This window comes from Pseudomonas sp. St29, assembly GCF_001547915.1.
Lineage (GTDB): Bacteria > Pseudomonadota > Gammaproteobacteria > Pseudomonadales > Pseudomonadaceae > Aquipseudomonas.
Genome location: NZ_AP014628.1, coordinates 3,113,158 through 3,137,850, shown reverse-complemented (window position 1 = coordinate 3,137,850; position 24,693 = coordinate 3,113,158). Strand labels below are relative to the sequence as shown.

Annotated in this window: 22 protein-coding genes; 13 read left to right on the top strand and 9 right to left on the bottom strand. The window is 64.9% G+C overall.

Going from position 1 to position 24,693, the window contains the following annotated elements; genetic code table 11:
- Positions 1–24 precede the first annotated feature (24 nt).
- Positions 25–1,002 (top strand): DUF1853 family protein, encoded by a 978-nt coding sequence (locus PST29_RS14245; RefSeq protein ID WP_173664409.1) that lies wholly within the window; start codon positions 25–27, stop codon positions 1,000–1,002.
- Between the two features lie 90 nt (positions 1,003–1,092).
- Here the strand turns inward: PST29_RS14245 and PST29_RS14240 are convergent, their stop codons facing one another.
- Positions 1,093–2,379, bottom strand: coding sequence for an arsenic transporter (locus PST29_RS14240; RefSeq protein ID WP_060843450.1), 1,287 nt, complete (start codon positions 2,377–2,379; stop codon positions 1,093–1,095).
- Positions 2,380–2,527: 148 nt separating this feature from the next.
- The gene (locus PST29_RS14235) at positions 2,528–3,085 is read right to left on the bottom strand and encodes an NADPH-dependent FMN reductase (protein WP_060843449.1); all 558 of its coding nucleotides are present in this window, start codon (positions 3,083–3,085) and stop codon (positions 2,528–2,530) included.
- A gap of 216 nt (positions 3,086–3,301) precedes the next feature.
- Between PST29_RS14235 and PST29_RS14230 the strand changes: the two genes are divergently transcribed.
- Together PST29_RS14230 and PST29_RS14225 are read left to right on the top strand one after the other, a co-directional pair.
- Entirely contained in the window at positions 3,302–3,538 is a 237-nt protein-coding gene (locus PST29_RS14230; protein WP_060839066.1) for a hypothetical protein, read from the top strand.
- Between the two features lie 116 nt (positions 3,539–3,654).
- A complete protein-coding gene (locus PST29_RS14225) occupies positions 3,655–4,548 on the top strand; it encodes a LysR substrate-binding domain-containing protein (protein WP_060843448.1) in 894 nt (297 codons plus the stop codon).
- Here the strand turns inward: PST29_RS14225 and PST29_RS14220 are convergent.
- The 3 genes from PST29_RS14220 to dnaQ form a co-directional block, all read right to left on the bottom strand.
- The gene (locus PST29_RS14220) at positions 4,545–5,132 is read right to left on the bottom strand and encodes a GNAT family N-acetyltransferase (protein ID WP_060843447.1); all 588 of its coding nucleotides are present in this window, start codon (positions 5,130–5,132) and stop codon (positions 4,545–4,547) included. The genes PST29_RS14225 and PST29_RS14220 overlap by 4 nt on opposite strands.
- A gap of 14 nt (positions 5,133–5,146) precedes the next feature.
- Entirely contained in the window at positions 5,147–7,402 is a 2,256-nt protein-coding gene (locus PST29_RS14215; RefSeq protein WP_060843446.1) for an Orn/Lys/Arg decarboxylase N-terminal domain-containing protein, read from the bottom strand.
- 442 nt (positions 7,403–7,844) lie between these two features.
- Positions 7,845–8,597: a DNA polymerase III subunit epsilon gene (dnaQ, locus tag PST29_RS14210; RefSeq protein WP_060839062.1), complete on the bottom strand. Its 753-nt coding sequence runs from the start codon at positions 8,595–8,597 to the stop codon at positions 7,845–7,847.
- 181 nt (positions 8,598–8,778) lie between these two features.
- On the opposite strand from dnaQ, the gene PST29_RS14205 reads away from it, so the two are divergent.
- Entirely contained in the window at positions 8,779–9,114 is a 336-nt protein-coding gene (locus PST29_RS14205; RefSeq protein ID WP_060843445.1) for a DUF2388 domain-containing protein, read from the top strand.
- 5 nt (positions 9,115–9,119) lie between these two features.
- On the opposite strand, the gene rnhA is transcribed toward PST29_RS14205, so the two are convergent.
- Positions 9,120–9,569 carry a ribonuclease HI gene (gene rnhA / locus PST29_RS14200; RefSeq protein ID WP_016964267.1) on the bottom strand — a complete coding sequence of 150 codons (450 nt, stop codon included), beginning with the start codon at positions 9,567–9,569 and terminating at the stop codon, positions 9,120–9,122.
- A 108-nt stretch (positions 9,570–9,677) separates the two neighbouring features.
- Complete coding sequence (locus tag PST29_RS14195; protein ID WP_060843444.1) at positions 9,678–10,436, bottom strand: methyltransferase domain-containing protein; 759 nt, start codon at positions 10,434–10,436, stop codon at positions 9,678–9,680.
- 65 nt (positions 10,437–10,501) lie between these two features.
- Here PST29_RS14195 and gloB point away from each other — a divergent pair, with 65 nt between their 5' ends.
- From gloB to PST29_RS14150, 9 genes are all read left to right on the top strand, one after another.
- On the top strand, positions 10,502–11,269 hold the full coding sequence (gloB, locus tag PST29_RS14190; protein ID WP_060845121.1) for a hydroxyacylglutathione hydrolase: 768 nt from the start codon (positions 10,502–10,504) through the stop codon (positions 11,267–11,269).
- A 99-nt stretch (positions 11,270–11,368) separates the two neighbouring features.
- On the top strand, positions 11,369–12,799 hold the full coding sequence (locus PST29_RS14185; protein WP_060839059.1) for a transglycosylase SLT domain-containing protein: 1,431 nt from the start codon (positions 11,369–11,371) through the stop codon (positions 12,797–12,799).
- Positions 12,800–12,971: 172 nt separating this feature from the next.
- Complete coding sequence (locus PST29_RS14180; protein ID WP_060839058.1) at positions 12,972–14,801, top strand: extracellular solute-binding protein; 1,830 nt, start codon at positions 12,972–12,974, stop codon at positions 14,799–14,801.
- Complete coding sequence (locus PST29_RS14175; protein ID WP_060843443.1) at positions 14,798–16,648, top strand: extracellular solute-binding protein; 1,851 nt, start codon at positions 14,798–14,800, stop codon at positions 16,646–16,648. The genes PST29_RS14180 and PST29_RS14175 overlap by 4 nt, the downstream gene beginning before the upstream one ends.
- 1 nt (position 16,649) lies before the next feature.
- Positions 16,650–17,723 carry a microcin C ABC transporter permease YejB gene (locus tag PST29_RS14170; RefSeq protein ID WP_060839056.1) on the top strand — a complete coding sequence of 358 codons (1,074 nt, stop codon included), beginning with the start codon at positions 16,650–16,652 and terminating at the stop codon, positions 17,721–17,723.
- Position 17,724: 1 nt separating this feature from the next.
- On the top strand, positions 17,725–18,744 hold the full coding sequence (locus tag PST29_RS14165; protein WP_060843442.1) for an ABC transporter permease: 1,020 nt from the start codon (positions 17,725–17,727) through the stop codon (positions 18,742–18,744).
- A 1-nt stretch (position 18,745) separates the two neighbouring features.
- A complete protein-coding gene (locus PST29_RS14160; protein WP_060843441.1) occupies positions 18,746–20,356 on the top strand; it encodes an ABC transporter ATP-binding protein in 1,611 nt (536 codons plus the stop codon).
- A gap of 22 nt (positions 20,357–20,378) precedes the next feature.
- Complete coding sequence (gene fabI, locus PST29_RS14155; protein ID WP_060839053.1) at positions 20,379–21,173, top strand: enoyl-ACP reductase FabI; 795 nt, start codon at positions 20,379–20,381, stop codon at positions 21,171–21,173.
- 113 nt (positions 21,174–21,286) lie between these two features.
- On the top strand, positions 21,287–22,219 hold the full coding sequence (locus PST29_RS14150; protein ID WP_232513240.1) for a hypothetical protein: 933 nt from the start codon (positions 21,287–21,289) through the stop codon (positions 22,217–22,219).
- Positions 22,220–22,281: 62 nt separating this feature from the next.
- On the opposite strand, the gene PST29_RS14145 is transcribed toward PST29_RS14150, so the two are convergent.
- Positions 22,282–23,250, bottom strand: coding sequence for a GGDEF domain-containing protein (locus PST29_RS14145; protein WP_060843440.1), 969 nt, complete (start codon positions 23,248–23,250; stop codon positions 22,282–22,284).
- A gap of 92 nt (positions 23,251–23,342) precedes the next feature.
- Complete coding sequence (locus tag PST29_RS14140) at positions 23,343–24,521, bottom strand: NnrS family protein (RefSeq protein WP_173664408.1); 1,179 nt, start codon at positions 24,519–24,521, stop codon at positions 23,343–23,345.
- Between the last annotated feature and the right edge of the window lie 172 nt (positions 24,522–24,693).

The following is a 24,693-nucleotide window of genomic DNA, read 5'->3' as shown; positions in this document are numbered from 1 at the left end:
AGGGTTTGCGTCTATGCTCGCAGCATGCTCCTGTTCCCGGATCTGCTCAGCCTTCCACGCCAGTTGCGTCAACCTGAAGTCCGCGACCTCGCCTGGGTCATCCTCGCGCCGCCGATGCTCAGCCACACGCCCTGGCCGCAGCGCCACCCCCTGTCCGGCAGCGACTGGGTGCAGGCGCCGCAATTGCTGGCGCACTGGCTGCGGCGCCTGGACCTGGACCCCAGCGCGCTGCGCCACTGGCTCGACCGCAGCCAGACACGGCGCCTGGGCCTGTACTACGAACGCCTCTGGCAGTTTGCCGTGCAGCACGCCCCCGGCGTCGAACTGCTGGCGGCCAACCTGCCGATCCGCCGTGGCGGCCAGACCCTGGGCGAGCTGGACATGCTGCTGCGCGACCGCGAAGGCGTGCATCACCTGGAACTGGCGATCAAGCTCTACCTGGGCCCGCAACGGGGCAACGGCAGCGACAGCGCGCAATGGCTGGGGCCGGGCTGCCACGATCGCCTGGACCGCAAGCTGGCGCACCTGGACGAACACCAACTGCCGATTTCCGCCCGCGATGAAAGCCGCGAGGCCCTGGCAGCGCTGGATATCCAGCAGTTTCGCGCCCACCTGTGGCTGGGGGGCTACCTGCTCTATCCCTGGCCGGGCCACGCCGAACCGCCCGAGGGCGCCCATCCGCAGCACCTGCGGGGGCGCTGGCTGCATCAACGGGACTGGCCGGCCTACCTGGCCCTGGGCGCCCCGGGGCGCTGGCAGCCCCTGCCCCGCCACGCCTGGCTGGCCCCGGCTCACTATCCGGCGGAACAGGCCTGGACCGCCGGGGAACTGGGGCAATGGCTGAGCGCCCTCTCCCCCCACGCCCCGGCGCAATTGCTGGTGCGACTGGAGGAAACGGCCGAAGGGGGCTGGGAAGAAGCCGAGCGCCTGTTCCTGGTGGCCGACCTGTGGCCCAACCTCCCCGTAACCCAGCCCTTCCCGCCCAGAGACCAACCTGCGTAGCCGCTGGCTGGCCAGCGAAAACCTCTCCACGAATGGCGCAAGGCTTGCGGGCCTTTTGGCCGACAAGCCGGCTCCAGCCGTGGGGTTTCGCTATGCCAGGGAAAGCCGCAACGCCAGGGCCGCCAGGGTCACCAGCAGCACCGGCACGGTGAGCACGACGCCGACCCGGAAGTAATAACCCCAGCCGATATGAATGCCCTTGCGCTCCAGCACATGCAGCCAGAGCAAGGTGGCCAGGCTGCCGATGGGGGTGATCTTCGGCCCCAGGTCGCTGCCGATGACGTTGGCGTAGATCATCGCCTCCTTGACCACCCCGGTGGCTTGGCTGGCATCGATGGACAAGGCACCGATCAGCACCGTTGGCAGGTTGTTCATCACCGACGACAACCCGGCGGTCAACAAGCCGGTGCCCAGGGCCGCCCCCCAGATTCCGCCGCCGGCAAAGGCGTCGAGCCAGGCGGCCAGGTGCCCGGTCAGCCCGGCATTGCGCAAGCCGTACACCACCAGGTACATGCCCAGGGAAAAAATCACGATCTGCCAGGGTGCTTCCCTGAGCACCTTGCGGGTGGAGATCTTGTGTCCACGCGCCGCGATCACCAACAGCAAGGTGGCGCAGACCGCGGAAATGGCGCTGATGGGAATCCCCAGCGGCTCCAGGGCAAAGCAGCCCAGCAGCAGAATCAGCAGCACCCACCAGCCGGCCATGAAGGTCGCCCGGTCATGGATGGCACTGGCCGGCTCGGCCAGTTGCCGCGGATCGTACTGCTCAGGGATGTCCCGGCGGAAAAACCACAGCAGCACCGCCAGGGTCGCGGCAACGCTGACCAGGTTGACCGGTAGCATCACGGCCGCATAGCGGTTGAAGCCGATCTTGAAAAAGTCCGCAGAGACGATGTTCACCAGGTTTGACACCACCAGCGGCAGACTCGCGGTGTCGGCGATGAAGCCGGCCCCCATGACGAATGCCAGGGTGGTGGCGGCAGAAAAGCGCAAGGCCAGCAGCATGGAAATGACGATGGGGGTCAGGATCAGCGCCGCACCGTCGTTGGCGAACAGCGCCGACACCAGGGCACCGAGCAACACCATGAAGGCGAACAGGCGTCGCCCCCTGCCCCGTCCCCAGCGCGCTACGTGCAGGGCAGCCCAGGCGAAGAATCCGGCCTCGTCCAGCAGCAGGCTGATGATGATCAGCGCGACGAAGGTGCCGGTGGCGTTCCAGATGATCTGCCACACCACCGGGATGTCGGCCAGTTGCACCACGCCGCAGAACAGCGCCAGGAGCGCGCCGAACACCGCGCTCCAGCCCACGCCCAGGCCTTTGGGCTGCCAGATCACCAGGGTGATGGTCAGCAGGAAGATCAATACTGCAATCAACATGATTTAAGGAATCTTGAATAAAGAGCTGACCGCCAAAGGAACCGGCTTGCCAGCGAAGCTGCCCCCGAGGCCTCCATGAGCCTCAGGAACCCGCTCGCCGGCAAGCCGGCTCCTGCAACAGCAGGGGAATGTGGAGGGAGGAAGGCGTTCAGGCTTTCTTCTGTTGCTCGACCCATTGGCCGTAGGCGTTGATGAAGCCCTGCAGGAACGGCCGGGTGGCCTCCGACAGCTTGCCCGAATCATCGAACGCCGCACCGGCGCCGCCCAGGTAGGCTTCCGGCTGCTGCATGCACGGCACATTGAGGAACACCAGGGACTGGCGCAGGTGGTGGTTGGCCCCGAAGCCGCCAATGGCCCCCGGGGACACGCTGATCACCGCACCCGGCTTGCCGCCCCAGGCACTCTTGCCATAAGGACGCGAACCGACGTCGATGGCGTTCTTCAGGGCCGCCGGCACCGAGCGGTTGTATTCAGGGGTCACGAACAGCACCGCATCGGCGGCCGCGATCTGTTCGCGAAAGCGGGTGTAGGTCGCCGGCGGCGTCACATCGATGTCTTCGTTGTAGAGCGGCAGATCGCCGATCTCGACGATGCCCAACTGCAGGTTCGCCGGGGCCAGCTCGGCCAGCGCCAGGGCGACCTTACGGTTCAGGGACTGCGCTCTCAGACTGCCGACCAGCACTGCAACCTTGTAGACATTGCTCATTGGAGTTTCCAACCCTTGGCGTGAAGAAGGTGTTAGTTATAGATGAGCCCGGGGGGGTGCTGCTACCCCGCGAGCGCCATTTGCTCAGATAAATCCTGCCGCACCCCACGGCCGGCGGCGGCCGTGGATTATTTTTTCCAGGCGGCAAAACTTACCCGGCACCCACCGGGTCTACAGCAGCGAAATTTGCGTGTTTTATCTCCAGAGGCTCTAAAGATGGCTGCAGTACTTGTCGGACAATTCCATGCAAGAGATGCCGAAGGACGGGTGTATTCAGTGCACGAGTTCCAGGAATCCATGCCCGCGCAGGACGGTACGACCGGCTCGGAACCCGTCACCACCTATCGCCTGGCGATTGGCGACCGGGTGCGCAAGCTCGACGACAATCAGTTCCTGCTGGTGCAATCGGATGTGACCATCGTCCGCGAGCCCGAGACCTACGTCACCGAATAGGCGCAACCGACCCCGGCGGTCCGGTGCGGCCAAGGGTGGCGACTACAGATTCCGGACCTGCAGTTGGGGTAGGATTCGATGCTTGACCGCCCAACGGCTGGAGATGGACTTCAAGCATGCGTCTACGTCATATCGAAGTGATTCAGGCCCTCCTGCAAACCGCCCACCTGGGCACCGCCGCCGAGCTGCTGCAGCTCTCGGTGGCCGAGGTCGAGGCCTTGCTGCGCGATGCCGAAAGCCACTTGGGGTTCATGCTGTTCGCCAGCGTGCGCGGACGCTTGCAGGCCACCCGCGAAGCCCGGGAACTGCAACCGGCGATCACCCGGGTCTACGACGCCTTCGAGCCGTTGCAACGCCTGGCCGACAGTTTGCGCTTTCACCAGGCACCGCCGTTGCGCATCATCGGCACCCCGCCGCTGGTCCAGCAACTGCTGCCCCAGTGCATCGCCGCGCTGCGGCGGCGCTTTCCCGAGACCCCTTGCAGTCTCCTCAGCCACGGCACCCGGGACATGGTCGAGCGCCTGCTGCTGCGCGATTGCGACCTGGGCCTGAGCCTGCATGACCCCGAACACCCGGACATCCATAGCCAGGCTCTGGCCCAGGGCAAGCTGTTCCTGCTGGCACCCCACGGCTGGCTGCAGCCCCGGCAGAAATACGCTGCCCTGCAGGATCTGGCCGGCCAGGCCATGCTCGGCCTGGAAGGCCAGGACCCGCTGAGCGTGATGCTCGCCAGTAAATTGCAGAATCTGCGGCCAAGCCCGGTGATCCAGACCCGGGTGCAGACCTATCAGATGATGCGCAGCCTGGTGGAAGCCGGTGAAGGGCTGGCCATTGTCGACCCCTTCACCGCCGTCGGCGCCCGCAGTGCCGGGCTCGATGCATGCCCGCTGTCGCCGCCGATCGGCGTCACCCTGTACGCCCTGCGCCGCCAGGGCAGCGAAGTCTCGCCCCTGCTCAATGCCCTGCTGGAACTGCTGACGCAACAGGCCGAGGCCCTGTTGGCGGGCTAAGGCTGGCGGACCTGGGGTTCATCGGCAAACAGGCAATACCAGAAGATCGCCACTTCGCGGGTCTGCGGATCGATGCCGCGATAACGCAGTTGATCCACCCCGCCCACCACATAGCCGCACTGCTCGTACAGGCGACAGGCCCCCAGGTTGTTGTTCTGGGTTTCCAGCATCACCCCCGGCAGTTGCTTCTTGCGACTCCAGAACTGCGCCACCTCCAGCAGTGCCCGGGCTACGCCGTGACGCCGGGCCGGCGCATGCACCGCCAGTTCGTCGACATGCCCGTAGCCGTTCCAGTTGGTGCTGACCACCACATGCCCCACGGGCTGGTCATCGAGATAGGCCATGAAGATCTCGCTGTCCGCGGCATTGCGGTAGCTGCCGAATTCCTCCGGATCGATGCCATAGCACTTGCGATACGGCACCACCTTGCGCAGCGGCCAGTCCGCTACCGCCAGGCCTGGCGCAGGCTCGGCGTAGGCGCTGACCTCGAAGCTGAAATCGCTGCCCCAGACATAGGCGGCGAACCCCTGGTCGGCCACACGGATCGCCAGCCCCGGGTGCACGGGGTTCACAACAGGCTGCATAGCGGGAAAACTCCTCATGCCTTGATGCAATCGACGGTGTAGTGGCGCCCGTCGCCCAGATCCTCATGCTGCAGACCGTGCACATCGGCGACAAAGCCCGGGAAGCTGCTGTCGAAGGCCCGGGCGAAAGCCAGGTAATCGATGATCGAGCGGGTCGACTCGGTGAAGCGCTCGCCGGGCATGATCAACGGAATGCCCGGCGGATACGGCACCAGCATCACCGCGGCGATACGGCCCTGCAACTGATCGATGGACACCGCCTCGACTTCGCCGCGCACCAGTTGGTCGTAGGCATCGGCAGGCTTCATCGCCACCTCCGGCAGCACGGTGTACATGCGCTTGAGGTGCTTGGCCGTGGCGTTGCTGCGGTAACAGGCATGCAACTGGTCGCACAGGTCCTGCAAACCCATGCCCTGATAGCGCTGCGGGTCCTGGCTGGCGACGCTGGGCAGGCAACTGGCGAGGCTGACGTTGGCGTCGTAGTTGCGCTTGAACTCCAGCAGCTCGGTCAGCAGCGTGCTCCACTTGCCCTTGGTGATGCCCATGGAGAACAGCACCAGGAACGAATAGAGCCCGGTCTTTTCCACCACCAGCCCGCGCTCCCAGAGAAACTTGCTGACCACCGCCGCCGGAATCCCGTGCTCGCTCAGGGCCCCGCCTGCGGTCAGCCCGGGCATTACCAGGGTCACCTTGATCGGGTCCAGCAGCACATAGTCGTCGGTGACGCCGGCAAAGCCGTGCCACTCGCCTTCGGGTTCCAGCAGCCAGTCCCCGGTGCGCACCTGATCGATGCCTTCGACGCGCTCCGGCTGCCAGATCGAGAACCACCAGTCATCGGCGGCGATGTGCTGCCGCAGGTTGGCCAGGGCCCGGCGGAAGCTCAGGGCCTCATCGAACATTTCCTGCAGCAGCGAGCGCCCCGCCGGCCCTTCCATCATCGCCGAGGCCACATCCAGCGAGGCGATGATGCTGTATTGCGGCGACGTGGAGATATGCATCATGAACGCTTCGTTGAAACGGTCCCGATCCAGTTGTCGGGCGCCGCCATCCTGGACATGGATCATCGACGCCTGGCTGAAGGCCGCCAGCAGCTTGTGGGTGGAATGGGTGGTGAACACCAGCGGGCTGTCGGCGCTGCGCGAGGTGCCCATGCCATAGCGCCCGGAAAAGAATTCGTGGAAAGCGGCGTAGGCATACCAGGCCTCGTCGAAATGCAGCACCTCGACACTGTTGCCCAGGCTTTGCTTGATCAGTTCGGCGTTGTAGCACAGGCCGTCATAGGTGGAGTTGGTGACCACCGCCAGCTTGACCTTGGGCGGCCGGCCACGGGTCAGCGGACTGGCGTCGATCTTGGCCTGGATCGACTCGGGGCTGAACTCGCTCAAGGGAATCGGCCCGATAATCCCCAGTTCATTGCGTTCGGGACACAGGTACAGGGGGATGGCCCCGGTCATGATGATCGAGTGCAACACCGATTTATGGCAGTTGCGATCCACCAGCACCAGGTCATCGCGCCCCACCATGGAATGCCAGACGATCTTGTTGGCGGTGGACGTGCCATTGATCACGAAAAAGGTGTGATCGGCGCCGAAGTTGCGTGCCGCCCGCGCCTCGGCTTCCGCCAGGGGCCCGGTGTGGTCCAGCAGCGAACCCAGCTCCGGCACTGACACCGACAGGTCGGAACGCAAGGTGTTCTCGCCGAAGAACTGGTGGAACGCCTGCCCCACCGGGCTCTTGCGATAAGCCACGCCACCGCCGTGCCCCGGGGTATGCCAGGAATAGTTGGAATCGGCGGTGTGCTGCACCAGAGCCTTGAAGAACGGCGGCAGCAGGCCGTCGAGATAATTGCGCGCGGCCCGGGCCACTTGCCGGGCCAAGAACGGCACCGTGTCCTCGAACAGGTAGAGAATGCCCCGCAGCTGGTTGAGCTCGCTCATGGCATCGGCCGGAGCGTTCTCCAGGGTCATCTGCTCCCCCAGGGCGAAGATCGGCAACAGGGGCGCGCGCACCCGGGCCAGGCGGATCAGCTCCACCATGTTTTGCAGCAGATGGGTGTTTTCCCCGGCGCCCTCGGCGGCGATCAACATGCAGGCCAGGCCGTGGTGGGTAGCGGCCACCAGGCGCCCTTCGGCGTAGTTGACCGCCGAAAAGATGCTGAAGCCGTCCTTCTCCAGCTCCCGGGCGATGCCCCGCACCCGGTCCCCGGCCACCGTGTCGGACTTGATATCGCGGTGCACGATCAGGATCGGAAACTGCAGGTCTTTGTACATGGGGCTGGGCATCCTGAGGCGGCGGGGATGCCCCGCCAATGGACTCAGGGTAGAAGCTCCTGGCGTCGCCTGTCACCCCGAGCACAGACTGGATGTAACAAAAGGTCGCACAGGCACAATTGCCGGCCCACGCCCCACACACCTGTAGCCGCTGCTGAGCCATGGCGAAGCTGCGTGAAGGCCCACAGGGCCTTGCTTGGCGATCTCCCGGCAAACCTCTGTCGCCTTCGGAGCCGTTCGCAGCCTGCGGCAGCGGCTACAACACTCTCGGCTCGGCATTACCCTGTAGCCGCTGCCGCGCCACGGCGAGGCTGCGAAAAGGTCCGCAGGACCTTGCTTGACGATCTCCCGCCAAATCTCCAGCGCCCTCAAGAGCGCCGCATCTCCTAAGGAGTCGTTCGCAGCCTGCGGCAGCGGCTACAGGGCCACGGACGACAACGGCTTAGTGTTGGTTTTCGAGCAACTGGGTCCACAGGGCCGGGCCGCCGGCAGACTTGGCGATGATTTCCAGGCGCGTCTGGTGCTCGGCCAATTCGGCTTCGCTGGCCTGGATGATCCGCCCCCGTGGACGATCGGCCGGCAGACGGCGGATTTCCGTGGCGCGGTTGCCCGAGCCTTCGCCTGAACCGTTGCCGTCCGAAGCGTTGCCCGCCAGGGACAGGCTGGTCTGGCCACCGGTCATGGTCAGGTAGACGTCGGCCAGGATCTCCGAGTCGAGCAAGGCGCCGTGCAGTTCACGACCGGAGTTGTCGACGCCATAGCGCTTGCACAGGGCATCGAGGCTGTTGCGCTGGCCCGGGTGACGCTCACGGGCCATCAACAGGGTGTCGAGGATGCTGCAGTGCTGGGTGATGTCCGCGCGGTCGTGGCGCCCCATCAGGGCGAATTCGTTGTTGATGAAGCCAACGTCGAACGCCGCGTTGTGGATGATCAGCTGAGCACCCTGGATAAAGTCGAAGAACTCGTCGGCGACTTCGGCAAAGCGCGGCTTGCCCACCAGGAACTCGTTGGTGATGCCGTGGACGCCGATGGCGCCCTCATCGCTCTCGCGATCCGGTTGCAGGTAAACGTGGAAGTGCCGCCCGGTCAGGCGCCGACCGATCAACTCGACGCAGCCGATTTCAATGATCCGGTGGCCGTCGGTCACCGGCATACCGGTGGTTTCGGTATCGAGTACAACAGATCTGTTGGCCATCAGTGGTCCGTTCTCAATCTGGCAAAGGGCGGGATTTTAGCATGCCCGGCCCAGGGACAGCGCGCCGCAGGGAACAGGCCGCTGCCGCGCACTTTTTAACAGTTATTCGCAAAGCTGATGAGGTTCGCCCAAGGCCCGGCTGCTAGGGTGCCGCCGATCTTTTCCAGGGAAACTCGCGGTCATGAAGACTCTCCGGCGCCGTCTGCAAAACCTGCTGTTCATCGCCCTGCTCATTGCAATGTTCAGCAGTTCCAGCCTTGCCACCAGCCTGGTGATCAGCACCGACCTGAGCATGAGCGGACTGCTGAGCAGCAGCCAAGGCACGGCCAAGATCAGCAGTTCGTTCAGGGATGACAAGCTTGTCCTGGAAGCCCGCAGCGACGCCGCGGCCTTCGTCGCCAGCGACGGCGCGATTCGCGGGGCGCGACTGGAATCGGCGTTGCAGCACATTCGTCGGACACTGCACAACCCGCCCTACAGCGACGAACAACTGGCGGCGGCGATTCTCACCCTGTAACGCCCTCAGCCCTTGTAGCCGCGAACCTCATCCACGCCACGGTTGGCCAACTGGTCGGCCCGCTCGTTGCCGTGGTGACCGGTGTGGCCACGGACCCATTTCCAGGTGACCTTGTGCCGGTTGACCTGCTCGTCCAGCTGCTGCCACAGGTCGGCGTTCTTCACCGGCTCCTTGGCCGCGGTCTTCCAGCCGCGCTTCTTCCAGTTGGCCATCCACTCGTTGATGCCCTTCATCACGTACTGCGAGTCGGTCACCAGCAGCACGTCGCACTCGCGCTTGAGTTCTTCCAGGCCGCGAATCGCCGCCATCAGCTCCATGCGGTTGTTGGTGGTGTTGGCCTCGCCTCCCCAGAGCTCCTTCTCGACGCCCTTGAACACCAGCAACGCGCCCCAGCCACCCGGGCCGGGATTGCCCTTGCAGGCACCGTCGGTAAAGATTTCTACGCTATCGCTCATCCACGCCTTCCATCAGAAAATTGCCAGTGGCCTGCCGATTGCGGTCGACAGCGCCCAAGGCCGAGGTCACTCGGCCGGTCTATATAAAAAGAAGGTTGCTGCAGGTCATCAGGGTTCGCTGTTACGGCGATTGACCTTGCCCATGGGCAGCGGCACCAGCTTGCCCATGGGTTCGCGTCGCACCTGGCGCACCGGGCGCAGGCCGACGGCGATCTTGCGCGCCACCAGCAGGTAAAAGCCGCCGCCGGCCAGTTGCCACTGCCCGGCCTTGCGCTCCCAGCCGGCCAGTCGCGCCTGCCATGCCTGTGAGGCAAGCGGCGGACGATAGCACCCGAAGCGGCGTTTCTCCAGCGCGAAGCCCAGCAGGTTGAGCCAGTCGCCAACCCGCGAAGGCGAGATGCAACGGGCCTGGCGCAAGGCGTCGTGGGCGAACACATGGCGCAGGCCCCAGGTGCTCCAGGGGTTGATGCCGACAATCAGCAGATGACCACCGGGGCGCACGCTACTGGCGGCCTCGCGCAGCAGGCCGTGGGGCGACAGGCAAAAATCCAGGCCATGCTGCAGCACCACCACATCGGCGGCATGCTCGCTCAGGGGCCAGGCTTGTTCCTCGCAGACGATCTCCACCCCCGGCAGCGGTGCTCCCAGGCGCACGTTGCGCTGCACCTGAGGCGCCACCGGCGGGTTTTGCGCCGAAGGCCCGTAATGCACCAGGTAACCGCCGAAGAAACGCCCCAGTTCCTCTTCGAGCATGCGCCGCTCTTCGTCCAGCAAAAATTGCCCCAGGGGACCGGACAGCCAGTCCCGGGCCGCACTGATCAGGGCCAGCCAGTCGGGATCTGCCTGAGCGAAGGCTTTATCGGTCATTGCATTCTCCAACACGCCAAGAAGCTCTAAGATGCGCCATTGTTTTCCGCTTGGCGAATCCGAAGATGATACAGATCAGTGCCCTGCCCGCCTTCACCGACAACTACATCTGGTTGTTACAAGATCATCGCAGCCAGCGCTGCGCGGTCGTCGATCCGGGCGATGCGGCGCCGGTCCTGGCCTGGCTGGAACAGCACCCGGGCTGGGTCCTGAGCGACATCCTGGTGACCCATCACCACCACGACCACGTCGGTGGTGTCGAGCGTCTGAAGCAGCACAGCGGCGCCACCGTGTATGGCCCGGCGCAGGAAAAGATCCCCGGTCGCGATGTGGCCCTGGACGACGCCCAGCGCATCAGCGTCCTCGGCTGGGAATTCCAGGTGCTGGCCGTCCCCGGCCATACCCTGGGGCATATCGCCTACTACCATCACGGCCTGCTGTTCTGCGGCGACACCCTGTTCGCCGCCGGATGCGGGCGCCTGTTCGAAGGCACCCCGGAACAGATGCACCAGTCCCTCGGCCGTCTCGCCGCACTGCCGGAGGACACCCTGGTCTACTGCACCCACGAATACACCCTGAGCAACCTGCGCTTCGCCCAGGCGGTGGAGCCGACCAACCCGGAGATCGCCCAGCGCCTGGAGAAGGTCACGCAATTGCGCGAGCACGGGCGCATGACCCTGCCTTCGACCCTGGCCCTGGAGAAACTGACCAACCCGTTCCTGCGGACCGGCGAAACATCCGTTAAACAAAAAGTGGACGAACAGACCGGCTCGGATAACCCGTCGCGGAGTGCGGTCTTTGCGGCCCTGAGGGCTTGGAAAGATAAATTCTAAGCAAGCTATCTATTGGTACAAAAATTCTGAATGGTTGACCGCACCCCGGGTGCTTTCTAGAATCGCCCGACATTTTTGCCCGGAACTTACTTCCAGCCAATGTCGTCATCTATTCGTTATTCCATCAGTTCAGACGCATTGACGCGCTTGGCCCAGGCCATCGCGGTAGCTGTGTCAGCGACTCTTGCGGGCTGCCAAAGCACCGGCCATGCCCCGCAGAGCGACGCGACACACACCCAGAATTTCAACGCCCGCATCAAGCAAAAACCCATCTGGCTGAGCAACAAGCCAAGTCCGCAAGTGCCCCAGGATGTCTGGGAACGCATGCGCCAGGGGTTCCAATTGCAAGAAGGCCTGGGCGTCAACCCGCGTATTGAACAGCAGCGCCTGTGGTTCGCCAGCAACCCTTCCTTCCTGGAAAACGCCGGCGAACGCGGCAGTCTCTACATCCACTACATCGTCGAGCGTCTCGAAGAGCGCAACATGCCGCTGGAGCTGGCCCTGTTGCCGGTAATCGAAAGCGCCTACAACCCGCTGGCCTATTCCCGGGCCGATGCCGTGGGCCTGTGGCAGTTCGTCCCGGCCACCGGACGCTACTTCAACCTGCGCCAGACCCGCTTCTACGATGGCCGGCGCGACATCACCGCCTCCACCACCGCCGCCCTGGACTACCTGACCCGCCTGCACGACATGTTCAACGGTGACTGGTTGCTGGCCCTGGCCGCCTACAACGCCGGCGAAGGCACCGTGAGCCGGGCCATCGAGCGCAATGACAAGCTCGGCCTGCCCACCGACTACTGGAACCTGCCGCTGCCGGCCGAGACTCAAGCCTACGTGCCCAAGCTGTTGGCCCTTTCCCAGGTGGTGCTGGCCCCGCAGGCCTACGGCGTGAACCTCAACCCGATCGCCAACGAGCCGTACTTCCAGGTGGTGGAAATCAACCAGCGCATGGACCTGTCCAAGGTCGCGGCGGTGGCCAACATCGACGAAGACGAGCTGTTCCAGCTCAACCCGGCGTTCAAGCAGCGCACCACCGTCGATGGTCCCCAGCACCTGCTGGTGCCCACGTCCAAGGCCCAGCTGCTGACCACCAGCCTGTCCACCATGAAACCCGAAGAGCTGATCAGCAAGCGCTCCCTCAAGCCGGTCTTCGACCGCGACGATGGCCGCGACTCGCTGCGGCCCAAGCGCATCTACCGGGTCAAGAACGGCGACAACCTGACGCTGATCGCCAAGGCCAACAAGGTGGATGTGCAGGACCTGCAACGCTGGAACAAACTCAGCGGCAAGGACCTCAAGGTCGGCCAGACCCTGGTGATGCAGGACACCCGCAAGAGCGCCGGCAAGAAAACCACCGTGGCCAGCAGCGGCAAACAGAAGTCGACCCGCTACAAGGTCAAGCAAGGCGACTCGCTGTACATCGTGGCCAAGCGCTTCAATGTCGAGATGCAGCACCTCAAGCGCTGGAACCCTCGGGCGGCCCAGGCCCTCAAGCCCGGCCAGATGCTCACGGTCTACCTGCCGCACTGAAATCCGCCCCTGTAGAAGCCGGCTCGCCAGCCAACAACCTTCGCCGACAAGCCGGCTTCTACAGCAGGTTTCAATTGCAAGAAGCTCGCGCCAGCGAGCTTTTTCCTGCTGATACAAGCTGTTACTGTACGGAGCATTAAGCCCAAGCCGCCTGGAACGGATCTCTGACTCGATGCGTCCCCTCCTTCTGCTCTTCTTCAGTCTGGCCTTGAGCTTTCCCGCAAGCGCGACGATCACCGAAAGTCATGGTTATGCGCAGTTTGGCACGCTCAAGTACCCGGCCAAGTTCACCCACTTCGACTGGGTCAATCCCGCTGCGCCCAAAGGCGGCACCTTGCGGGTCATGGCCTTTGGCACCTTCGACACCCTCAACCCCTACACCTTCAAGGGCACCAGCCCGGTCGCCACGCCGAACTTCCTGCAATACGGGGTCAACGAACTCAACGAACCCCTGATGGTAGGCACCGGCCTCTACGCGCCCTCCGGCGACGAGCCCACCTCCAGCTACGGCCTGATCGCCCGCTCCGTGGAATACAGCGAGGACCGCAGCTGGGTGGTGTTCAACCTGCGGCCCGAGGCACGCTTTCACGACGGCCAGCCGATCACCGCCTATGACGTGGCGTTTTCCTACCGCCTGCTGCTCAAGGAAGGCCACCCGCAATACCGCACCAACCTGCAGGAAGTGCAACGGGTGGACATCCTCGGCCCGCAGCGCATCCGCTTCGTGTTCAAGCGCGCCGGCAACCCGCTGCTGATCCTGCGCCTGGGGGAGTTGCCGGTACTGCCCCAGCACTACTGGAAAGACCGCGACTTCAAGGCCACCACCTTCACCCCGCCCCTGGGCAGCGGCCCCTATCGCATCACCCAGGTCCAGCCCGGACGCCAACTGGTGTTCGAACGGGTCCAGGACTACTGGGGCAAGGACTTGCCGGTCAACCGCGGCTTCAACAACTTCGACCGGGTCGAGGTGGAGTTCTACCGCGACAGCGATGTGGCCTTCGAAGCCTTCAAGGCCGGCGAGTTCGACATCTACATCGAGCACCAGGCCAAGAACTGGGCCAACGGCTACAACTTCCCCGCGGTCAATCGCGGCGAGGTGATCAAGGCCCAGGTGGCGCACCAGATCCCCACCCAGACCCAGGGCCTGTTCATGAACACCCGGCGCAGCCTCTTCGCCGACGTGCGAGTGCGTGAAGCCCTGGGCCTGATGTTCGACTTCGAATGGACCAACCGCACCCTGTTCAGCGGTGCCTACCAGCGCGCCCTGAGCTACTACCCCAACAGCGAATTCTCCGCCACGGGCCTGCCGGTGGGACACGAATGGCTGCTGCTGTCGCCTTACCGCGACCAGTTGCCGGCCAGCCTGTTCACCCAGGCCTTCGGCCTGCCCCGCACCGAGGGCCGCGGCATTCCCCGGGAAACCCTGCGCCGCGCCCTGGGGCTTTTGGCCGACGCCGGCTGGAAGCTCAACGGCCAGCGCCTGCAGAACAGCACCGGGCAGCCGCTGCGTTTCGAGCTGATGCTGGTCAATCCCAACCTGGAACGGATTCTCCAGCCCTATGTGGAGAACCTGGCGAGCATCGGCATCGAGGCGCGCCTGCGCACCGTGGACCGGGCGCAATACAAGCAGCGCCTGGACCAGTTCGACTACGACATGATCCTCATGACCCTCAACCAGACCCTGAGCCCGGGCCTGGAGCAATGGCAGTACTTCCACTCCAGCCAGGTTTCGGTCAAGGGCAGCAAGAACTATGCAGGCATCAACAACCCGATCGTCGATCACCTGCTGGAGCAACTGCTGGCCGCCCAGAGCCGCGACGACCAACTGGCCGCCGGCCGCGCCCTGGACCGGGTGCTGCTGTGGCAGCACTACATGATTCCCAACTGGTACCTCAACTATCACCGACTGGCCTACCGAAACCGGTTCGCCTTCGTCACCACGCCGCCCTACAACCTGGGCCTGAACGCCTGGTGGCTGAAGTCCCTGGAGACTCCCCAATGATGCCTCTGCGAGCCCTGCTCCTGCGCACCGGCTGCCTGTTGTTCGGCGTCATCGCCTGCTGTGCCCAGGCTGCGCCGCAACATGCCCTGACCCTGTACAACGAAGCGCCGAAATACCCGGCGAGCTTCCAGCACTTCGACTTCGTCGATCCCCAGGCCCCCAAGGGCGGCACCTTCCGCATGGCCGGCTTCGGCAGCTTCGACAGCCTCAACCCCTTCATCAGCAAGGGCGTGCCCGAGCAGAACATCGGCCTGATCTACGACACCCTGATGACCCAGAGCCTGGACGAACCCTTCACCGAATATGGACTGGTGGCGGGCAAGATCGAGAAAGCCCCGGACAACAGCTGGGTGCGTTTCTACCTGCGTCCGGAAGCGCGTTTCAATGACGGCCAGCCGATTCGCGCCGAGGACGTGGTGTTCAGTTTCCAGACCCTGATGAGCGCCGGCTCGCCGCTGTACCGCGGCTACTACGCCGACGTCGACCAGGTGATCGCCGAAGACCCGCTGCGGGTGCTGTTCAAGTTCAAGCACAACAACAACCGCGAGTTGCCGCTGATCCTCGGCCAGCTGACGGTCCTGCCCAAGCACTGGTGGGAAAGCCGCGACTTTGCCAAGAGCAACCTGGAAGTCCCCCTGGGCAGCGGCCCCTACCGGGTGACCGCGGTCAAGGCCGGGCGCTCGATCCGCTACGAGCGGGTCAAGGACTACTGGGGCCGCGACCTGCCGGTGAACCGCGGCTTCTACAATTTCGACGTGATCACCAGCGACTACTACCGCGACAACACCGTGGCCCTGGAAGCGCTCAAGGCCGGCCAGTTCGACTACTGGCTGGAAATCAGCGCGAAGAACTGGGCCAACGCCTACAACATCCCGGCCGTGGCCCAGGGCCGGCTGATCAAGGAACAGATCGCCAACGGCAACCCCACCGGCATGCAGGGTTTCGTCTTCAACACCCGCCGGCCGATGTTCCAGGATGTGCGGGTGCGCCATGCCCTGAGCCTGCTGCTGGACTTCGAGTGGAGCAACAAGCAGCTGTTCAACGGGGCCTACACCCGCACCCGCAGCTACTTCGAGAACTCGGAGATGGCCGCCACCGGCCTGCCGGGCCCGGAGGAGCTGGCGATCCTCGAACCGCTGCGGGGCAAAATCCCGCCACAGGTGTTCGACCAGGCCTTCTCGCCTTCGGTGTGCGACGGCAGCGGCATGATCCGCGCCCAGCAGCGCCAGGCCTACCAATTGCTGCAAGAGGCCGGCTGGCGCATCGTCGACGACAAGATGGTCGACGCCCAGGGCAAGCCGGTGGTGATCGAGTTCCTCCTGGCCCAGACCGAGTTCGAGCGGGTGCTGCTGCCGTTCAAGCGCAACCTGGCCGACCTGGGCATCGACCTGGTGATCCGCCGGGTCGACGTGTCCCAGTACATCACCCGGGTGCGCTCGCGGGACTTCGACATGATCGTCGGCAGCTTTCCCCAGTCCAACTCCCCGGGCAACGAGCAGCGCGAGTTCTGGATGTCCTCCAGCGCCGACAAGCCCGGCAGCCGCAACTACATCGGCCTCAAGGACCCGGCCATCGACAGCCTGGTGGAAAGCCTGATCAACGCCGATTCGCGCAGCAGCCTGGTGGCCCACGCCAAGGCCCTGGACCGGGTCCTGCAATGGGGCTACTACGTGATCCCCAACTGGCACATCAAGACCTGGCGCGTGGCCTACTGGGACCACATCGGCCACCCGCAAGTCGCGCCCAAGTACGACATCGGCATCAACACCTGGTGGATCAAGCCCGATGCCAAGCCCGCCGTAGAACCGGCCCCGGACCAGGCGGCCCCGGCCGACAGGGAGCAATGACATGCTGGCCTATATCTTTCGCCGACTGCTGCTGATCATCCCCACCCTGCTGGGCATCCTGCTGATCAACTTCGTGATCATCCAGGCCGCCCCCGGCGGCCCGGTGGAGCAGATGATCGCCAAGCTCGAAGGCTTCGACGGCGCCACCAGCCGCATCGCCGGCGGCGGCGCCGAAGTCTCGGTGGCCGGTTCCAGCTACCGTGGCGCCCAGGGCCTGGACCCGGCGCTGATCAAGGAAATCGAGCACATGTACGGCTTCGACAAGTCGGCGCCGGAACGCCTGTGGATCATGATCAAGAACTACGCCACCCTGGATTTCGGCAACAGCTTCTTCCGTGACGCCAAGGTGGTGGACCTGATCAAGGAGAAGATGCCGGTGTCCATCTCCCTCGGGTTGTGGAGCACCCTGATCATGTACCTGGTGTCGATCCCCCTGGGGATCGCCAAGGCCACCCGCCACGGCAGCCACTTCGATGTCTGGACCAGCTCGGCGATCATCGTCGGCTACGCGATCCCGGCCTTCCTGTTCGCCATCCTGCTGATCGTGGTGTTCGCCGGCGGCAGCTATTTCAACTGGTTCCCGTTGCGCGGCCTGACCTCCAACGACTTCGACCAGCTGAGCTGGGGGCGCAAGATCCTCGATTACTTCTGGCACCTGGCGCTGCCGGTCACCGCCCTGGTGATCGGCCACTTCGCCACCATGACCCTGCTGACCAAGAACAGCTTCCTCGACGAGATCAACAAGCAGTACGTGGTCACCGCCAAGGCCAAGGGCCTGACCCAGCGCCGGGTGCTCTACGGCCACGTGTTCCGCAACGCCATGCTGCTGGTGATCGCCGGCTTCCCCTCGGCCTTCATCGGCATCTTCTTCACCGGCTCCCTGCTGGTGGAAGTGATCTTCTCCCTCGACGGCCTGGGCCTGATGAGCTTCGAGGCGGCGATCAACCGCGACTACCCGGTGGTGTTCGGCACCCTGTTCATCTTCACCCTGCTGGGGCTGGTGGTGAAACTGATCGGCGACCTGACCTACACCCTGGTCGACCCACGCATCGACTTCGACAGCCGGGAGCATTGAGATGAACCTGTCCCCCCTCAATCGCCGGCGCTTCGAACGCTTCAAGGCCAACAAGCGCGGCTGGTGGTCGCTGTGGCTGTTTTTGGTGCTGTTCATCCTCAGCCTGGGCGCCGAGCTGATCGCCAACGACAAGCCGCTGGTGGTGCACTACGAAGGCGGCTGGTACTTCCCGGCCCTCAAGCGCTACCCGGAAACCACCTTCGGCGGCGAATTCCCCCTGGAAGCCAACTACAAGAGCCCGTACATCCGCGAGCTTTTGGCACAGAAGGACGCCTGGGTGCTCTGGGCACCGATCCCCTACAGCTACCAGAGCATCAACTACGACCTGCGGGTGCCGGCCCCGGCGCCGCCTTCGGCGGACAACCTGCTGGGCACCGACGACCAGGGCCGCGATGTGCTGGCCCGGGTCATCTACGGCTTTCGCATCTCGGTGCTGTTCGCCCTGACCCTGACCATCCTGAGTTCCATCATCGGGGTCATCGCCGGCGCCCTGCAGGGCTTCTACGGCGGCTGGGTGGACCTGGCCGGGCAGCGCTTCCTGGAAATCTGGTCCGGGCTGCCGGTGCTCTACCTGCTGATCATCCTCGCCAGTTTCGTGCAACCGAACTTCTGGTGGCTGCTGGGGATCATGCTGCTGTTTTCCTGGATGAGCCTGGTGGACGTGGTGCGCGCCGAGTTCCTGCGCGGGCGCAACCTGGAATACGTGCGCGCGGCCCGGGCCCTGGGCATGCAGAACGGCGCCATCATGTTCCGCCACATCCTGCCCAACGCCATGGTCTCCACCATGACCTTCATGCCCTTCATCCTCACCGGGGCCATCGGCACCCTCACCGCCCTGGACTTCCTCGGCTTCGGCCTGCCACCGGGGGCGCCGTCCCTGGGCGAGCTGGTGGCCCAGGGCAAGTCCAACCTGCAGGCGCCGTGGCTGGGCATCAGTGCCTTTGCCGTGCTGGCGATCATGCTCAGCCTGCTGGTGTTTATCGGCGAATCCGCCCGCGATGCCTTCGACCCGAGGAAATGACATGACCCAGGACACTCTGATCGAAGTCCGCGACCTGGCGGTGGAATTCGTCGCCGGCGCCCAGTGCCAACGCGTGGTGGAAGGCATCAGCTTCGACATCAAGCGCGGCGAAACCCTGGCCCTGGTAGGGGAAAGCGGCTCCGGCAAATCGGTGACCGCCCACTCGATCCTGCGCCTGTTGCCCTACCCCCTGGCCCAGCACCCGTCCGGCAGCATCCAGTACGCCGGGCACGACCTGCTGACCCTGAAGGAAAAGACCATTCGCCACATTCGCGGCAACCGCATCGCCATGATCTTCCAGGAGCCCATGACGTCGCTGAACCCGCTGCACAGCATCGAGAAGCAGATCAACGAAGTGCTGGGCATCCACAAGGGCCTGACCGGCAAGGTCGCCAGCAGGCGCACCCTGGAACTGCTGGAACTGGTGGGCATTCCCGAGCCACACAAGCGCCTCAAGGCCCTGCCCCACGAACTGTCCGGCGGCCAGCGGCAACGGGTGATGATCGCCATGGCCCTGGCCAACGAGCCGGAGCTGCTGATCGCCGACGAGCCGACCACCGCCCTGGACGTCACCGTGCAGTTGAAGATCCTCGAACTGCTCAAGGAACTGCAGGCGCGCCTGGGCATGGCCTTGCTGCTGATCAGCCACGATCTGAACCTGGTGCGGCGCATTGCCCACCGGGTCTGTGTCATGCAGAAAGGCCGCATCGTCGAGCAGGCGTCCTGCGAGGAGCTGTTCCGCGCGCCGCAGCACCCCTACACCCGGGAACTGCTGGCCGCGGAGCCCAGCGGCTTGCCGGCAAGTAATGAAGTCGGCCCGCCGTTGCTGCAAGTGGACAACCTCAAGGTCTGGTTCCCGATCAAGAAGGGCCTGCTGCGCCGCACCGTGGATCACGTCAAGGCGGTGGACGGCATCCACTTCAGCCTGCCCCAGGGCCAGACCCTGGGCATCGTCGGCGAGAGCGGCTCGGGCAAGTCGACCCTGGGCCTGGCGATCCTGCGCCTGATCGCCAGCCAGGGCGGCATTCGTTTCGAAGGCCAGCAGCTCGACGCCCTGAGCCAGCAACAGGTACGGCCGCTACGGCGGGAAATGCAGGTGGTGTTCCAGGACCCTTTCGGCAGCCTCAGCCCGCGCATGAGCGTGAGCCAGATCGTGGGCGAAGGCTTGCGCATCCACAAGATCGGCAGCGAACAGGAGCAGGAACAGGCGATTATCGAAGCGCTCAAGGAAGTGGGCCTGGACCCGGACACCCGACACCGCTACCCCCACGAATTCTCCGGCGGGCAACGCCAGCGCATCGCCATCGCCCGGGCCCTGGTGCTCAAGCCGCGACTGATCCTGCTGGACGAGCCGACCTCGGCCCTGGACCGCACCGTGCAGCGCCAGGTAGTGGAGCTGCTGCGCAACCTGCAACGCAAGTACAACCTGACCTACCTGTTCATCAGCCACGACCTGGCGGTGGTCAAGGCCCTGAGCCACCAGTTGATGGTGATCAAGCACGGCCAGGTGGTGGAACAAGGGGACGCCCAGGCAATCTTCGGCGCCCCGCAACACCCTTACACACGGCAATTGCTGGAAGCCGCCTTCCTGGCTCCGGCACACACCCAATAACCTGCAACAGGAGTAGCCACTTATGGGTTTTCTCGCTGGGAAGCGTGTCCTGATCGTCGGTGTCGCCAGCAAGCTGTCGATCGCCTCCGGCATTGCCGCCGCCATGCACCGTGAAGGCGCCGAGCTGGCCTTCACCTATCAGAACGAAAAACTCAAGGGTCGGGTCGAGGAATTCGCCGCCGGCTGGGGTTCCAGCGCCGAGCTGTGCTTCCCCTGCGATGTGGCCAGCGACGAGCAGATCGCCCAGGTGTTCAGCGAGCTGGGCAAGCACTGGGACGGCCTGGACTGCATCGTCCACTCCGTGGGCTTCGCCCCCGGCGATCAGCTCGAAGGCGACTTCACCGACGCCACCACCCGCGAAGGTTTTCGCATCGCCCACGACATCAGCGCCTACAGCTTCGTGGCCCTGGCCAAGGCCGGCCGCGACATGATGAAGGGCCGCAACGGCAGCCTGTTGACCCTGTCCTACCTGGGCGCCGAGCGCACCATGCCCAACTACAACGTGATGGGCATGGCCAAGGCCTCGCTGGAAGCCGGCGTGCGCTACCTGGCCGGTTCCCTGGGCCCGGAAGGCACCCGGGTCAACGCGGTCTCCGCCGGGCCGATCCGCACCCTGGCCGCCTCGGGCATCAAGAACTTCCGCAAGATGCTGGCGGCCAACGAAGCCCAGACCCCGCTGCGGCGCAACGTCACCATCGAGGAAGTCGGCAACGCCGGGGCTTTCCTCTGCTCGGACCTGGCCTCGGGCATCAGCGGCGAGATCATGTACGTCGACGGCGGCTTCAACACCACCGCCATGGGCAACCTCGACGAATGACTCTCGGCTGTGGCGAGGGCCCTCAGGCCCTCGTCACAGCGCCGCGACACCGGCTGATCGCCGATCCAGGCTCACCGGCCGCAGTGCAGATACCTGCCCCTCACGGATGCCCGATGCAAAGAACCCCATGGAAAACCCGGCCGTCTGCTCGCCCGCCGAAACCGCCCGGCATCAAGCTGCCGTGCCTGCTGTTGGTGATCTTTCTCGCCGGCTGCGACAAGCCTCAAGACACCCAGCCCAATCGCCTGACCGACACAGTCGCCAGCCTGCACATCCCGTTGGCCGCAACGGTTGACGAGGTCATTGCAAACAGCCCGGTACGCTTTGGCGCCGACTGCCTGGAGGCGGTCGACATGTGCTGGTATGAAGCCGATCGCCAAGGCGCGCTCCTTGACCTGAGCCTTTCCCAGCCCGAGGGCACGCTGGAGCTGGATCAAGTGTCCGGGCTGAGCATGGCCGTGGATGGCCGGGTTTCGAACAACATCCAGGCATTGAACATCGACCTGCGCGGCCTGCCGGACAACAGTACGCACAAGCAGAACAAGGACCTGATCTATCGCCTCATCGGGAACTTGAAGAGCGCCGGCTGGCAAACCTACTACTTCCCTTCAGACCCGCGGATACCCGGCACGCAATGGCACAAACTCGACGGGCAGGAGAGCCTCCTGGGCATGACCCCGCTCAGCCATCCCCTGTTCGATGCCAAGCGTGAAATGAGCCTGGAAGAATGGCTCGGCGTCGGCACCTTCTATGACTGGTATCTCTACCAGGGCAACTTCATTGCCCATGTCCGGGCCCTGCGCTACGACTCGAAAAGCGCGCCCCTGGAAACCGCTGTCTACCTGATCAGCGTCAACCTGATGTCCCTGGACAGGTTCTGGGCGAGTCATTTTGCCGAGCACCAGCGAGCACACTGGAAAACCCTGCTCCCGGCTCAATTGCAAGCCCTGCTGCAGCGGCGCTCGCAAGCGGAAACCCGCGCCAGGGCCGCCGGGGTGACCCTCGAGGAAGGCTATGCGCCACCGGCCATCGAGCGCGGCCCGTAGCGGCCGGCCAGCGCCTTGGGTTGCAGCCCCGCTCCACGCTGCCGGCCTTGCCGGCAGCAGATTCAGTGGCTGCGCTTGCCGGCCTGCTTGTGCAGGTACATGGCCTGGTCGGCATCGGCCAGCAGCGCTTCGATACCGGCGTGGCGCTCGGGGTCGTATGCGATCTGGCCGACGCTGAAGCGGATGTCGTAGCCGCGTTTCAGGGAAGCGTTGCGCTCATCGAGGATCTCCCGCAGGCGCGCCATGATCGCCGACGTCTCGACGTCATCGGTCCCGGTCAGCAGGGCCACGAACTCATCGCCGCCCAGGCGGCCGATCACATCACTCTCGCGAAAGGCAATGCGCAGCACATCGGCAAAGGTCTTCAAGGCCCCGTCCCCTTCAGCATGACCGTAGCTGTCGTTGATCCGCTTGAACTCGTTAAGATCGAAAAACAGCAGGGTCGCCGACTTGTCCAGACGCGTGCACGCCGCCAGGGCATGCCGGGCCAGGGCTTCGAAGCCGCGCCGATTGGACAGCAGGGTCATCTCGTCCATGCTGGCCATCTGCACGGCCGCCAGTTCCTGCTCGGCCATGCGGGCCAGGTCTCGCAGCAGGGCACGCTCTTCGTCGTCCAGGTCCCGGGGCCGGGTATCGATCAGGCACAGGGTGCCCAGCTTGCTGCCATTGGGCACGCTCAGGGGACAACCGGCGTAGAAGCGGATCCGCGGTTCGCCGGTGACCAGTGGGTTGTCCTGGAAACGTTCGTCGCACTCGGCGTCGCGGACCATGAAGATCTGGTCATCCAGGATCGCGTGGCCGCAAAACGAAATGTCCCGGGAGGTCTGGCTGGCCTCCAGCCCCGCGGCGGACTTGAACCACTGGCGATCGCTGTCCACCAGGCTGATCAGGGCAATGGGCACATTGAACAGGCGCTTGGCCAGTCGGGTCACCCGGTCGAAACGCTCCTCCGGCAAGGTGTCGAGCACATTCAGCTCGCGCAGGGTCTGGACTCGCCGGGCCTCATCACTGGGTTTGCGGGGATACAACATCGCGGACTCCATTCGCGGCTAAGACCGCAAGCGTAGTCCAGTTTCACCGCCAGCCCCTGGCGAGGCGGCTGGCGGTCCTCGATCGCGGCCTGTCACAGCCGCGCGGTCAACAGGATCCGCGCGTAGCCGCCGACGAACAGGGCAAAGGCCAAGGCGCCCAACAGCGCCGAAATTCCCAGGCCCAGGGCGCTGAATGGCACCAGCAGCACCCGGCACAGGGCCGCCAGGAACAGCAAGGCAAAGGCCCCGACCATGGCCCGGGTCACCTGCAGCGGCCGGCCGCTATGGCCCAGGCTGACCCGGGCGATCATGCCCAGCACCAGCCCGCCGAGGCCGCCTAGCGCCAGGGCGTGGGTCACCAGACTCTGCGACGACAGACTGCCCAGATGCCACAGCGCCATGCCCAGGGTGGCCAGCGCCAGCCACAGGTAGCCCAGGTACAGCGACCACAGCAGCGGCAGCCGCCACAGCCCCGGCTGGTGCCAGCGCCACAGGCGCCACAGATGCAGGGCCGCCAGCACTGCGAACAACGCTGCCAGCCAGGGCCGTGGCGCGTCACCGCCGCCCAGGGCCATGGAGATTGCCGCCAGCAGGCTGCCCAGCAGCAACACCCGGGTGGGCCAGGGCGAAGCCAGTGGCGCCGGCGGCCGATTGAGCCCGCGCTGGATGAAGAACGGAATGACCCGGCCGCCGATCACCGTCATCAGGGCCGCCACCAGCCACAGCGCCCCCAGCTCGCCGTGGCGCTGCCAGAGTTCCTGCGCCGCCAGCAGGCCCAGCAGGGTCTGCCCCTGAAACAGTGTCAACAGGCCCAGGATCAGCACCATGGGGTAGTTGTCGCGCTTGCCCGCACGCCACAGCTCATGCCCCACCACCGCGGCCAGCGCCGGCATGAAGGCCAGTTGCAGCACCAGGAACAACGGCAGCGGCAGCGCCAGCCACCAGGCCAGCCGCGCCAGCAGCCAGAGCAGCCACAACAGGATCAACGGCGTGCGACTCAGTGCCGGGCGCCCGGTCCAGTTGGCCACCGCCGTCAGCAGAAACCCGGCGATGATCGCCACGGCGAAGCCGAACAGCATCTCGTGCCGATGCCACGCCAGCATGCCGCCCAGCGGCTGGCGGCCGCTCCAGCCGCCGTGCAGCCACAGGCCCCAGCCCAGCAGGGCGAGGCAGGCAAACGCCGCTCCGGCGAGGAAAAACGGCCGGAAGCCCAGGCTCCACAGCGGCTGCGCGGCCCATTGCCGCCAACGTTCAGGCAGCGACACAGGCATCCCTCCCCTGGCTCGGGACAGGCAACGGCGAATTGCAGCGACGAATCATGCTCGGAACTCCTTGGCCAATCAGCGATGCATCAGCCCCATCAGGTTTCATGCCAAGACCGCCGCCCGGCAAAACCGCGGCCGCCAGCCGCACCGAGTCTTTATGACCCGAAAAAATCAGGTC

Excerpts from the sequence above, each read along its gene's own strand:
- PST29_RS14245 (WP_173664409.1), top strand. The coding sequence starts at position 25 with ATGCTCCTGTTCCCGGATCTGCTCAGCCTTCCACGCCAGTTGCGTCAA.
- PST29_RS14150 (WP_232513240.1), top strand. The coding sequence starts at position 21,287 with ATGCAAAGAACCCCATGGAAAACCCGGCCGTCTGCTCGCCCGCCGAAA.
- rnhA (WP_016964267.1), bottom strand. The coding sequence starts at position 9,569 with ATGAGCGATAGCGTAGAAATCTTTACCGACGGTGCCTGCAAGGGCAAT.
- PST29_RS14225 (WP_060843448.1), top strand. The coding sequence starts at position 3,655 with ATGCGTCTACGTCATATCGAAGTGATTCAGGCCCTCCTGCAAACCGCC.
- PST29_RS14140 (WP_173664408.1), bottom strand. The coding sequence starts at position 24,521 with ATGCCTGTGTCGCTGCCTGAACGTTGGCGGCAATGGGCCGCGCAGCCG.
- PST29_RS14185 (WP_060839059.1), top strand. The coding sequence starts at position 11,369 with ATGTCGTCATCTATTCGTTATTCCATCAGTTCAGACGCATTGACGCGC.
- gloB (WP_060845121.1), top strand. The coding sequence starts at position 10,502 with ATGATACAGATCAGTGCCCTGCCCGCCTTCACCGACAACTACATCTGG.
- PST29_RS14205 (WP_060843445.1), top strand. The coding sequence starts at position 8,779 with ATGAAGACTCTCCGGCGCCGTCTGCAAAACCTGCTGTTCATCGCCCTG.
- dnaQ (WP_060839062.1), bottom strand. The coding sequence starts at position 8,597 with ATGGCCAACAGATCTGTTGTACTCGATACCGAAACCACCGGTATGCCG.
- PST29_RS14235 (WP_060843449.1), bottom strand. The coding sequence starts at position 3,085 with ATGAGCAATGTCTACAAGGTTGCAGTGCTGGTCGGCAGTCTGAGAGCG.
- PST29_RS14230 (WP_060839066.1), top strand. The coding sequence starts at position 3,302 with ATGGCTGCAGTACTTGTCGGACAATTCCATGCAAGAGATGCCGAAGGA.
- PST29_RS14215 (WP_060843446.1), bottom strand. The coding sequence starts at position 7,402 with ATGTACAAAGACCTGCAGTTTCCGATCCTGATCGTGCACCGCGATATC.
- PST29_RS14145 (WP_060843440.1), bottom strand. The coding sequence starts at position 23,250 with ATGTTGTATCCCCGCAAACCCAGTGATGAGGCCCGGCGAGTCCAGACC.
- PST29_RS14220 (WP_060843447.1), bottom strand. The coding sequence starts at position 5,132 with ATGCAGCCTGTTGTGAACCCCGTGCACCCGGGGCTGGCGATCCGTGTG.
- PST29_RS14240 (WP_060843450.1), bottom strand. The coding sequence starts at position 2,379 with ATGTTGATTGCAGTATTGATCTTCCTGCTGACCATCACCCTGGTGATC.
- PST29_RS14180 (WP_060839058.1), top strand. The coding sequence starts at position 12,972 with ATGCGTCCCCTCCTTCTGCTCTTCTTCAGTCTGGCCTTGAGCTTTCCC.
- PST29_RS14165 (WP_060843442.1), top strand. The coding sequence starts at position 17,725 with ATGAACCTGTCCCCCCTCAATCGCCGGCGCTTCGAACGCTTCAAGGCC.
- PST29_RS14170 (WP_060839056.1), top strand. The coding sequence starts at position 16,650 with ATGCTGGCCTATATCTTTCGCCGACTGCTGCTGATCATCCCCACCCTG.
- fabI (WP_060839053.1), top strand. The coding sequence starts at position 20,379 with ATGGGTTTTCTCGCTGGGAAGCGTGTCCTGATCGTCGGTGTCGCCAGC.
- PST29_RS14160 (WP_060843441.1), top strand. The coding sequence starts at position 18,746 with ATGACCCAGGACACTCTGATCGAAGTCCGCGACCTGGCGGTGGAATTC.
- PST29_RS14175 (WP_060843443.1), top strand. The coding sequence starts at position 14,798 with ATGATGCCTCTGCGAGCCCTGCTCCTGCGCACCGGCTGCCTGTTGTTC.
- PST29_RS14195 (WP_060843444.1), bottom strand. The coding sequence starts at position 10,436 with ATGACCGATAAAGCCTTCGCTCAGGCAGATCCCGACTGGCTGGCCCTG.